Here is an 11,140-nt window from a genome sequence, read left to right as displayed (position 1 = left end):
AAGCCTCGACTCCAGTGCTCTTGCTGGAGTCGAGCCTTTAGGCGACCGAAGCGCACCTTAAGAAGTTCGGCTGAAGCCTCCACTCCAGCGCTGTCGGTGACGTCGAGCCTTCAGACGACCGATGCGTCCATCAAAACTCTCCGACCACTTCGCCACCGCCGCGTGTTCCCAAGGCGTTGTAGACAGCTTCCTCGATCGTTTCATTGATCGATCGGACCGAACCATCGGCGATCACAAACTGGCCGATCCCGGCATGAGGGGCTGACAACCCTTTGTCATCGGTGCCGAGCTGGTTGGGACGGAACTGCGTTTCAAACAGAACCATGTGCCCATGGTCGTCGGTCAGTTCGGTGATTTCACGGACCGCGGCCGACCAAGCGGTTTCGAAGTATGCGTGTCCGCCCACGGTGGTGCCGGGCAACGGACCGTTCGTCCGTTCGCCTAAGAACAGCGTGTTCGAGACACCATCGGTGATATCGCGAAACCGGGTCGCACTGTTTCGATAGAAGACGCCCCGACTTTGCAAGGGCGTATCGTCGAGGTCGACCGCTTCGGTGGAAGGGCCCCAGTTCGCGGCGTAGCTGCCCGCCGCATACTGTTCGATTGGCGACGCGCTGTCGTCGCGAACGACAAAGTTGCCTTCGGAGAATGGATCCGATGGACACAAGAAAACGGGAAGCGACTCTTCCCGGGGAAGACGGTTGCGAACATCAAACATCGGAATGTTGAAATCGAACTGATCGTGAAGGTTCTGTTGTTCGATTTGAGGCAAGATCAAACAGCCCCATGCAGCGCCCATCTGGTTGGCGCCGGCGCCGGTTGCATCGAACTTGTGCAAATAGCCCGGGGCCAACAATCCGAAAGTTGATTCGTAATTGTGGAGCCCAAGGGCGAGTTGCTTCAGGTTGTTCTTGCACGAGAACCGGCGAGCGGCCTCGCGGGCCTGTTGGACGGCTGGCAACAACAAGCCAACCAAAACGCCGATGATCGCAATCACGACCAACAGTTCAACTAAGGTAAATCCACGTGTGGGACGCGGGGTTCGGTAACTGGAAAACACGGATATCTCCTGAGTGGCCGCGGGTGGGCGCAATTTGAGCGCACCGCCGTTAGCGGCTTGATTCTAAAAACGAGGTTCCGAGCGAACCTGTGAACTCGCAAGCCGCAACATGCAACTTCGAAATGCACCGTCAGCGCAACCGTCCAACCAAATGTTAGGACGGATCGGAAAAGGGAAAGAAACTATGGCGAGAGATGTTGCTTCGCGTCTAAAAAATTAGGCAACGAAGAACCGGAAGCCAGAGAACTCAGGAGGCGGAACGACAGGGGCGTCGCGCGAACGACTTGCACAGCCGATTTCAGGATCGTGCAGAAACGAAGATCCATCGTCCGGAATCACCCTCGTCGGCACCGGTAGCGGACCGCCGATCAAGAAGCAGAGGTTCAGCCACTGGGCAAACGTCAACGCGGAGCCTATCTCGGTCGTCTGGCCGCCAACGGTTTGCGATGGATAAGCGATCGTCCGGTCGGCATCATCGGCCGGCGCGGGGCTACTGAAATCGGGAAGCACCCATTCGAAGCCGAGAAACGAAATGTGGACGTGCGAGGCGACCGAGTGGATTTCGGTCGCAGCTTCCGATTTCATCGAGTCGGAGTGGGATGAAGCGGACGAGCCATGAGGATGGGAGTGCGGATGGGAATGATCGCGGTGGACGTGGTGATGACCGTGATCGTGCGGATGGGCATGCGGCATCGAATGGGAATGCGCATGGTCCCCCCCGTGATGCGTATGTCGAACGCCGGGAGTCAGAAACGATCCCGCTGCGATCAGCAGGATCAAAAAACTACCGACAACCGCGTTAAGCCAACGGCGTCGCGTCATTCTGGCGGGAACCATCCTTCAAATTCAAACTTCAACAGCCGAAGTTGGCTGTTCCAACATCGGCCTACTGCACACAATGAAGTCCGTGATGGGACTCGATGCGTCAAGAATTCATATTCCCACGCCAGGGAACCAAGCCGATTGAGAACCTGCTCATTCCGCGAGGCACAAAAAACGCGGGACCTTGGCGTGCCGTTGGCGTGGATTCGCCAACGGTTGGTCCAAAGATCCGCTACGCAGAACCACGCCGATGCTGATTCTCGAACGAACCGTTCTTATAGCGCTTCGAGAACTTCTGCGGCTGAAGCGCGACCGCGATGGGTTTCGCTGATCTTAACGAACTGGATCTCGCCCGATTCATCGAGGACCAGCGTCGTTGGATAGGCTGTCTCGCGCGGCGCGTCCCAACGCAGGCCGTAGGCATCGGTGAAGGTATAGCCTGGATCCAAGAGGAAGGTGAGCGGCGTGGGAAGCTTGGTCCCTTGCAGAAATTCGCCAGCGCGTTGATCGAGCTGCGATTTCGGACCGGGATAGATCAACAACACCTTGGCGTTCTTGGCAGCAAACTTGCTTGCGTTTTTGACAAAATCGCCTACCTGCGCCGAACAGGCGGGGCACTGCTTACCGGGAAAACCTCGCAAAACCACCACAACGACCTTGCCATCGGCGTTCACGTCGCTCAATTTAACTTCGCCCGACAGCTCTCCGCCGACGGACTTCAGTTGAAAGTCCTTGGCGGTTTGGCCAACCGCCAGCGTTTTCTTGGCGGCCTGCACGGGGGCGGGCGATTCGGCCTGCACGGTTGCAGGAATCAAAACCGCAATCAGAGCCATCATCGTCATTTTTTGCAAGATTTGCATGAACTTCACACCTCGTTCATTGAGAGTTGGGGGGACGGCAAACAGCGAGAACCCGAGGCTTGCCGATGACGTATACTGCCCATAGATTGTGACTGTACCGGTCGACCATGTGAAGCCAACGCGACTCAGGTCATCGAAAAATCAATTCCCTGTCGCCCCCTGGCGATCGCGTGAATTGACAGTTGGCAACCTGCGTTGACAGCCGATCGCTTAACCCCGCCCGATTCCGACCTCCCCACCGAAGCCGATTGAGTCACGTCCCAGCCCCCCCGCGTTTGGCCCACCTTTGGATTCGCAAGGTGGCGTTTCGCTGGGCCAATGCAAAATGGAACGCTTGGAAGTAACTCTTGACGCATAATATCTCACTAGTAAGCTATTGACAGATACACGTCCTTGCAATCAGTAAAAAGATCGCATGAAGCTGCAGGAAGAACTCCATCGTCCCATCCCGTTTGTCTCGCTTCAGCAAGAAGCGTTGCTAAACCTGCTGCGCATTGGCGACCAGTTGGAAGTTCGACTGTCTCGTTACTTTCGCGAGCACGGGCTGACGCTATCGCGGTTCAACGTGTTGCGGAATCTGATATTGGCCGACCGGCCGCTGACGTGTGGCGAGATTGGCGATCGGATGATTCAAGTCGTCCCGGCGATCACTTCGCTGGTCGATCACTTGGAAAACCAAGGTCTGGTGCAGCGAGAGCGATGCGATGAAGATCGCCGCGTGGTGCACGTGCGGATCACCAAGGCGGGCCGAAAGCTGGCCGACACAGCGATGAAACCACTCAATGGCATGGAGACGGACCTGTTTGCCAAACTGAATTCGACGGAATTGAAGAGCCTGATTGGGCTAGCGGAAAAGGTAAGGGAATCGTTTGTCGAATACGACAAACTGCCCTCTTAAATCAAAATATTTGGGGAATTGGAGACAACGTGTCTAAATCGTTGACGAATCGGGAATCGCGACTCTTTTGGAGTTTCGCTCCCGCACGGCACCCAATGCCGCTGCAAGTGGCGTTTCTGTTCATGCTGGCCGCGGTATTGGTTACCGGTTGCAAAAAACAGCCTGCGGGAAAGCCTCCGGCGATGGTGCAAACCGTGACCGTGGCATCACCGGTCACGAAACAAATCGTCGAATGGGATGCGTACACCGGCCGGTTGGAAGCAGTCGATTTCGTCGAGATCCGGGCCCGCGTTGGCGGATATCTTCAGTCGATCTATTTTGACGAAGGGCAAGTTGTCCAGGCGGGCGATCTGTTGTTCACGATCGACCCGCGTCCCTTCCAGGCCGAACTCAACGCGGCGAAGGCGCGACTGCGACAATCCCAATCGCAGTTGAAGCAGACCGCAGCGATGATCAACGAGGCGAAGGCTCGCGCGTTGCAGTCCGAAGCCAAGTTGGAGCTTGCCAGTTTGCGATACAAGCGAACGCAAACGCTGACACGACAGAGCGCCGCGTCGCAGGAAGAGCTGGACGAACGCGAAGCCGAATTCCTGCAAGCCAAAGCGGACATCGAAGGCGTTCAGGCAGGAATTAGTTCCGCCGAAGCAGCTCATGCCACCGCCGAGGTCGCGATCGAAGTCGCACAAGCTGGCGTGGAAACAGCGGAGCTGAATCTGCAGTACACCCAAATCACTGCTCCAGTGACCGGACGGATCAGCCGTCAGTATGTCACCGAGGGGAACTTGATCGCCGGTGGTTCGTCGACCTCGTCGCTGCTGACCACGATCACATCGATGAACCCGATCTACTGCGTCTTCGACGCCAACGAACAGGACGTTCTGAAATATTCTCGACTGGCACGATCAGGTGAACGCGAGAGTTCCCGGGTTGCCAAAAATCCGGTTTTCTTAGGTTTGGTCGATGAACAGGGGTTTCCGCATCACGGGCACATGGACTTTGTCGACAACCGATTCGACGCCAACACGGCCAGCATGCGTGCCCGTTGCGTCTTTCCCAACGAAGACAATCTGTTGTTGCCCGGTATGTTCGGCCGGATTCGCATCCCCGGCAGCGCGGCAAAACAAGCGGTTTTGATTCCCGATTCGGCGATTGGTACCGATCAATCGACGCAGTATGTCTATGTGGTTGACGGCGACATGATTAAACGGCGAGCAATTAAGACGGGGCCGATCGTCGACGGGCTGCGGGTCATCCGCGAAGGATTGGTCGGCGATGAAACACTGGTCATCGAAGGCCTGCTGCAAGCACGCCCCGATCTGAAAGTGAAGACCGTCGAAGGAACCATCGAAGTCGTCGAGGACGGACTGCCCGACGATTACCAGCCGGTACCGCCGGAAGAATGGATCTCACCGACTCCCGATAAATTGCCCGTGGCGGTCGCTTCCGGTGAGGTGTCCTCATGAAATTCCCTCACTTCTTTATTGAACGACCGATCTTTGCGGCAGTCCTGTCGTTTTTGATCGTATTGGTGGGTGGAATCACCTACCTAACGCTCCCCGTCTCCCAATATCCGAGCGTCGCCCCGCCGACGGTTTTGGTCCGAGCGACCTATCCCGGTGCAACACCGCAAGTGATCGCCGATACCGTGGCGACACCGATCGAACAGGAGATGAATGGCGTCGACGACATGTTGTACATGGAATCGTCGTCCAGCTCCGATGGCACGATGCAGCTGACGGTGACGTTCAAACTCGGCACCGATGTCGATGACGCTCAGGTCCTGGTTCAGAACCGCGTCTCGATCGCGGAGACGCGTTTACCCGAACAGGTTCGCCAGATCGGGATCACGACGCAGAAACAGATTCCCGACATGTTGATGGTCGTTCACTTGAACTCTCCCGACAACAGTCGCGACCAGCTATACATCAGTAACTTCGCCTTCCTCCGGATTCGCGACGCGCTGATGCGGCTGGACGGAGTCGGTGAAATCCGTATCGCGGGCGGTAACGAATACGCGATGCGGGTCTGGCTGGACATCGAAAAGATGACCCACGTCGATCTGACCGCGGGCGACGTCGTGGCGGCGATTCGCGGCCAAAACGTCCAGGTCGCCGCGGGCGTGATCGGGCAGCCGCCGAACGACGACACCGGCGATTTCCAATTGAACGTGACGACTCAAGGACGCTTGATCGAAACCGAAGAATTTGGTGACATCATCGTCAAGCGAGGCGATGCCGGCCGTGTGACTCGGCTACGCGACGTGGCGCGAATCGAACTGGGAGCTCAAGACTATTCGCGGCGCAGCTACCTCGATGGCAAGCCAGCCATCGCCGTTTTGATCTATCAACGCCCTGGAACCAACGCGGTCGACACGGCGAATGAAGTCAAGCGCGTGATGGCGGAAATGGGCGAAGACTTCCCCGACGGAATGGGCTACGAAATCGCCTACAACCCAACCGACTACGTCGAGGAGTCGATCAACGAGGTTTTCGAAACGCTGTTGATCACCACCGTGTTTGTTGTCTTCACGGTCTTCCTGTTCCTGCACGGATGGCGACCGACGATCATTCCCGTGATCGCGATTCCGATCTCTTTGATCGGTACGTTTGCCGTGATGCAGTTCATCGGCGTGACGCTCAACACGTTATCGCTGTTTGGATTGGTGTTGGCGATCGGTATTGTTGTCGACGATGCGATCGTGGTGGTGGAAAACGTAGAACGTCTGATCGCCGAAGGGCTCTCGCCCCGCGAAGCGACACACAAGGCGATGGACGAGGTCGGTTCGGCTCTGATCGCAACGACCCTTGTTTTGATCGCGGTCTTTGTGCCGACGGTCTTTGTGCCGGGAATCAGCGGCCAGTTCTATCAGCAGTTTGCCCTAACGATTTCGATCTCTACCGCGATTTCAACCTTCGTATCGCTGACGCTCAGTCCCGCCCTGTGCGCGCTGTTGTTGCGTCCCAAAGGCGAGGAAAAGCATGGGCTTTCGAAGTTGGGACACGTCACCTTCGGATGGTTCGCTCGCCTGTTCAATCGAACGTTTGATGTCACCAGCAACGCCTACGCCGCCGTGATTGGTCGGCTTGTGGAAAAGAGTGGCTTTGCCATCGTGCTCTATCTTGTTCTGCTGGTTTGTACCGGGCTCAGTTTTGGCTTAGTGCCAACGGGCTTTATTCCGGATCAGGATCAAGGTTATGTGATCGTCAGCATCCGTTTACCCGATGGTGCGTCGTTGTCGCGGACCGATGAAGTGGTCAAACGCGTTGCCGAAATTGGAGGCAAGATCGACGGTGTGGCACACGCTGTCGGTATCGCGGGACTCTCGGGTGCGACATTCACGATCAGTCCCAACGCGGCGGTGACCTTCCTGCCACTTGAAGACGCGAAGGAACGGGCGGCGCGAGGGCGTGGTATCCACGAGATCGTTGCCGACATGCGGCGAGAGGTTTCGAGCATCAACGAAGCTCAGATTTTCATCATCCCGCCGCCGCCTATTCGCGGTATCGGCCGTGGTGGTGGATTTAAGATGTATGTCCAAGACCGCAGCGGCGCGGGTGTCGAAGCGCTGAACGAAGTGACGGGCACGATGTTGGCCGCTGCCAACCAGCAGCCCGGCGTCGCGCAGGTCTTCACCAACCTGCACATGAACGTTCCGCAAGTCTATGCCGACGTCGACCGCACGAAGGCCCAGATGTTGGACGTTCCGGTCAACAACATCTTCGAAGCGCTGCAGATCTATCTCGGATCGGTCTACGTCAACGACTTCAACTTCCTGGGGCGTACCTATCGGGTGACGGCGCAAGCCGAACCGGAATTCCGCGACGATGCCAGCGATATTTTGCACATGCGAACCCGCAGTGCTGGCGGTGCAACCGTTTCGCTGGGTTCGGTCGTGAACGTCTCGCAGGTCGCAGGTCCCGACCGTTTGGTCCGCTTTAATCTCTATCCGGCAGCCGATTTGAACGGCACCACGGTTCCTGGATTCAGTACCGGACAATCGCTGCAAACGATGGAGGAGCTTGCTGAAGAACTGCTTCCGCCGGGCTTCGGTTACGAATGGACCGAAATTGCGTTTCAAGAGAAGCAGGCCGGCAACACGATCGTGTTCCTGTTCCCCTTGGCGGTTTTGTTCGTCTTCCTGGCGTTGGCCGCTCAATACGAGAGCTGGTTGTTGCCGTTGGCGATCATCCTGATCGTGCCGTTGTGCTTGCTGTTCGCATTGGTCGGCGTCTGGTTCCGCGATATGGACAACAACATCCTCACCCAGATCGGCTTTATCGTATTGATTGGATTGGCGTGTAAAAACGCGATTCTGATCGTCGAATTTGCCAAGGCGGAAGAGGATGCGGGCAAGGATCGTTTCGAAGCCGCGGTCGCCGCCTGCCGGTTGCGTTTGCGTCCGATTCTCATGACCGCGTTTTCGTTTATCCTGGGTGTTGTGCCGTTGTTGATTGCAACCGGTGCTGGTTACGAAATGCGCCGTGTGCTCGGAACCGCCGTCTTCGGCGGGATGTTGGGCGTGACGCTGTTTGGTCTGTTTTTGACTCCAGTCTTCTACGTTCTGCTGCGTCGGTTTGGCAGGAAACGGGTGGCTGAAACCACTTGAGGTTCGGATGGTTGATCGACGTCAGTTTATCGGTTCGATTCCCGTTAGCGCGATGGCGATCTCCGCGATTGCGCTGGCTCGCCCCGCAGCCTCCCAGGATGCGGCGGCGGAAGATTCGCCGAGCGATTCGTTGATCGCCAGTCCTCCCGTGGTGCAAAACCCACGCGGCGACAGTTTTGGCGTCAGCATCGCCGTCGATCAGCTGGCGACCGCTTGGGTTGAATACGGCCTGGATCGCGATGACCTGAAGTTCACAGCGATCGCCAGCCAGCACGGCTTGGTCAGCGCGGATGATCGGGCGTTGCACGTTCGCGTGCAACACGACCACCCGTTTCCGGTGGGCCAACCGATTTTCTACCGCGTCGTCGTCCAACCGCTGGCATATAAATACGCTTACGTTTTACAGCGGGGCGAGCCTCAGGCGACCGACGTCTACGCGTTGCGGTTGCCCGATCCCGGCGCCAAGCGAGTGCGAGTCGTCAGCATCAACGACACGCACGAAAATCTGGAAACGATTCGCCAACTGCACGCTCAGATCGAAGCGTTGGCTCCCGACCTGCTGATCTGGAACGGCGATACCTGCAACGACTTCGACGCGTCGGATCAGCCGGCTCAGATTATGCTGAACCCGGCAAAAGACCGAAGCGTGTCTTGGGCCAGTACGCGACCTCTCGTCTTCAGCAACGGGAATCACGACGTCCGCGGCCAGCGGGCTCGCGAAACGATCGACTGTTTTGTCGGCTGCCCCGAGTCTTCCGAACTTCCCTACAACCAAGCCCTTCGCATCGGGCCGCTGGCGCTCGTGACGATGGATACGGGAGAAGACAAACCCGATCGCCATCCGGTTTTCGCCGGCACGGCAGCTTATGAACCCTACCGATCGCGTCAGGCGACGTGGTTGCAACAGGCTGTCAATCAACCCGAGGTCCGCGACGCTCCCTTCAAGATCGTTGCCTGCCACATCCCATTGCGCGGACTCCCTGGCCAGAACGACGGCACGACGCTCGAAGGCTACGCCAGCTTCAGCGGCTTTGGCGCCAAGTTGTGGTTGCCAACACTTGTCGAAAGTGGCTTCCAAGCAGTCCTCTCGGGACACATGCACCGCGACCGCTTGGATCCCGCGAGCGAAGAGATGCCGATTCTGCAATTTGTCGGCGGCGGGCCGACCGCAGAAAAAGCGACGCTAACGATCATCGATGCCGAGCAAAACGCAACCGATCCGTCGATGGAGATTCGGATAACCGATCTAGGCGGGAAGGTGTTGCACCAGCACACTTGGGACGGCAAACGATAGGCGATCGAGCTTGCTACAATGGCGTCGCACTTTTGCGCCAACGTACGCTCATCCCTCTCCTCGCTTTCAAGTGTTCCGATATGAAAAGCAACTCGACGCTTCTCGTCGCGACCCTCTTCCTGTTCGCGATGTCTACCGGCGAGAACCTGAACGCCGCCGATCCAAACGTCCCTCCCAACATCGTCTGGATCATTCCCGACGACATGTCGGCGGAGTTCTCCTGCTACGGCGAGACGGCGATTGAGACGCCCAACGTCGACAGTTTGGCAACGGCCGGCGTGAAGTTCACCAACGCCTACGTGACAGCTCCTGTCTGTTCGACTTGTCGATCGGCCTTCATCACCGGGATGTATCAAACCAGCATCGGGGCGCATCATCATCGCAGCGGTCGCGGGGCGGAGAAGATCGAATTGCCAGATGGCGTTGCGATGGTCCCCAAGCTGTTTCAAGAGGCGGGCTATCACACATCGATCACCGGTTGGCCGATGAATGGCAAGCTCGGCAAGACCGATTACAACTTCCAGTGGGACAAATCGATCTACGACAGCAACGACTGGGGCGATCGAAAGCCGGGGCAACCCTTCTTCGCGCAGATCCAAACTCAGGGCGGAAAGCTGCGAGGCAAAGACGCTCGTGGTTGGGAAAAGATCGCCACGGCGGCGGAGAAGCAACTGGGCAGCCGGACGCCGATCAGCGCTGTCACATTGCCACCTTATTATCCCAACCATCCCGACATCGTCCGCGACTGGGCGGCGTATCTCGATTCGGTGCGAATGACCGATACGATGGTAGGCGAAGTTGTCGCGAGACTTGAATCCGAAGGCGTCCGCGGCAATACGTTGATCCTGTTCATGACCGATCATGGGATCAGCCACGCCCGCGGAAAACAGTTTTTGTACGACGAGGGCTTGCATGTGCCGTTGGTGATCGCCGGACCGGGAATCGCAGCGGGAACCGTTCGCGAAGATCTCGTCGAACACATCGATATCGCCGCGCTGTCGCTTGCTGCTGCAGGGATTCCGATTCCCGCGAACATGCAGGCTCGCGACATTTTGGCGGCCGCTTACCAACCGCGAACGGCGGTCTTTGCCGCCCGCGACCGCTGCGACGAAACCGTCGAACACATCCGTTCGGTGAGGACTGAGGATTTCAAATACATCCGCAACTTCCTGCCGAACCGACCTTACCTGCAGCCCTGTGCTTACAAAGACGCCAAGCAGATCTTGATCGCGTTGCGGCAGTGGCACGCGGCGGGGAAGTTGAACGCGACGCAAGAGCTGCTGTTTCGGGAAACTCGCCCGCCGGAAGAGCTCTACGATCTGAAGAGCGATCCGCACGAGATCAACAACCTCGCCGACGATCCCGCGTTTGCAGAGCAACTGAAATCGCTGCGTGACCGACTGGATCAATGGATGGAGACAACGGACGACCAGGGACGGCAACCGGAATCGACAGCGATGTACGACAGCGACATGGCGGTCTACGTCGACTCGGTGCAGCGGCGTGGTACTGCCGAGTACCTGCAGGCTCTTCAGAAGAACATCGCACTGATGAAACGTTGGGCTGCCGAAGGGAAGTGATCATCGTTTGGTGGAGCCAT

The 11,140-nt window shown here is 57.5% G+C and carries 8 protein-coding genes; 5 read left to right on the top strand and 3 right to left on the bottom strand.

Annotation, left to right across the window (positions count from 1 at the left end):
• Positions 1 to 130: 130 nt before the first annotated feature.
• The 3 genes from Poly24_RS13005 to Poly24_RS12995 all read right to left on the bottom strand — a co-directional run bounded on the left by Poly24_RS13005 (position 131) and on the right by Poly24_RS12995 (position 2,742).
• Positions 131 to 1,060: a DUF1559 family PulG-like putative transporter gene (locus tag Poly24_RS13005; protein ID WP_231753607.1), complete on the bottom strand. Its 930-nt coding sequence runs from the start codon at positions 1,058 to 1,060 to the stop codon at positions 131 to 133.
• A 216-nt stretch (positions 1,061 to 1,276) separates the two neighbouring features.
• The gene (locus Poly24_RS13000) at positions 1,277 to 1,645 is read right to left on the bottom strand and encodes a hypothetical protein (RefSeq protein ID WP_145095746.1); all 369 of its coding nucleotides are present in this window, start codon (positions 1,643 to 1,645) and stop codon (positions 1,277 to 1,279) included.
• A 512-nt stretch (positions 1,646 to 2,157) separates the two neighbouring features.
• Complete coding sequence (locus Poly24_RS12995; protein ID WP_145095743.1) at positions 2,158 to 2,742, bottom strand: peroxiredoxin family protein; 585 nt, start codon at positions 2,740 to 2,742, stop codon at positions 2,158 to 2,160.
• 415 nt (positions 2,743 to 3,157) lie between these two features.
• Here Poly24_RS12995 and Poly24_RS12990 point away from each other — a divergent pair, with 415 nt between their 5' ends.
• The 5 genes from Poly24_RS12990 to Poly24_RS12970 all read left to right on the top strand — a co-directional run bounded on the left by Poly24_RS12990 (position 3,158) and on the right by Poly24_RS12970 (position 11,120).
• Entirely contained in the window at positions 3,158 to 3,640 is a 483-nt protein-coding gene (locus Poly24_RS12990; RefSeq protein ID WP_145095740.1) for a MarR family winged helix-turn-helix transcriptional regulator, read from the top strand.
• 182 nt (positions 3,641 to 3,822) lie between these two features.
• Positions 3,823 to 5,103 (top strand): efflux RND transporter periplasmic adaptor subunit, encoded by a 1,281-nt coding sequence (locus tag Poly24_RS12985; RefSeq protein ID WP_231753641.1) that lies wholly within the window; start codon positions 3,823 to 3,825, stop codon positions 5,101 to 5,103.
• Positions 5,100 to 8,246, top strand: coding sequence for an efflux RND transporter permease subunit (locus Poly24_RS12980; protein ID WP_145095737.1), 3,147 nt, complete (start codon positions 5,100 to 5,102; stop codon positions 8,244 to 8,246). Before Poly24_RS12985 ends, Poly24_RS12980 begins: the two co-directional genes overlap by 4 nt.
• 7 nt (positions 8,247 to 8,253) lie before the next feature.
• Positions 8,254 to 9,540: a metallophosphoesterase family protein gene (locus tag Poly24_RS12975; RefSeq protein WP_145095734.1), complete on the top strand. Its 1,287-nt coding sequence runs from the start codon at positions 8,254 to 8,256 to the stop codon at positions 9,538 to 9,540.
• 80 nt (positions 9,541 to 9,620) lie between these two features.
• Entirely contained in the window at positions 9,621 to 11,120 is a 1,500-nt protein-coding gene (locus Poly24_RS12970) for a sulfatase family protein (RefSeq protein WP_145095731.1), read from the top strand.
• Positions 11,121 to 11,140 lie beyond the last annotated feature (20 nt).

The sequence above is a fragment of the Rosistilla carotiformis genome, assembly GCF_007753095.1.
GTDB classification, from domain to species: Bacteria; Planctomycetota; Planctomycetia; order Pirellulales; family Pirellulaceae; genus Rosistilla; species Rosistilla carotiformis.
This window is presented reverse-complemented; position numbering and strand designations above follow the sequence as displayed.

Coding starts and splice junctions, on each gene's coding strand:
- Poly24_RS13000 (WP_145095746.1), bottom strand. CDS start 1,645: ATGAAATCGGAAGCTGCGACCGAAATCCACTCGGTCGCCTCGCACGTC.
- Poly24_RS12995 (WP_145095743.1), bottom strand. CDS start 2,742: ATGCAAATCTTGCAAAAAATGACGATGATGGCTCTGATTGCGGTTTTG.
- Poly24_RS12990 (WP_145095740.1), top strand. CDS start 3,158: ATGAAGCTGCAGGAAGAACTCCATCGTCCCATCCCGTTTGTCTCGCTT.
- Poly24_RS12985 (WP_231753641.1), top strand. CDS start 3,823: ATGGTGCAAACCGTGACCGTGGCATCACCGGTCACGAAACAAATCGTC.
- Poly24_RS12980 (WP_145095737.1), top strand. CDS start 5,100: ATGAAATTCCCTCACTTCTTTATTGAACGACCGATCTTTGCGGCAGTC.
- Poly24_RS12975 (WP_145095734.1), top strand. CDS start 8,254: ATGGTTGATCGACGTCAGTTTATCGGTTCGATTCCCGTTAGCGCGATG.
- Poly24_RS12970 (WP_145095731.1), top strand. CDS start 9,621: ATGAAAAGCAACTCGACGCTTCTCGTCGCGACCCTCTTCCTGTTCGCG.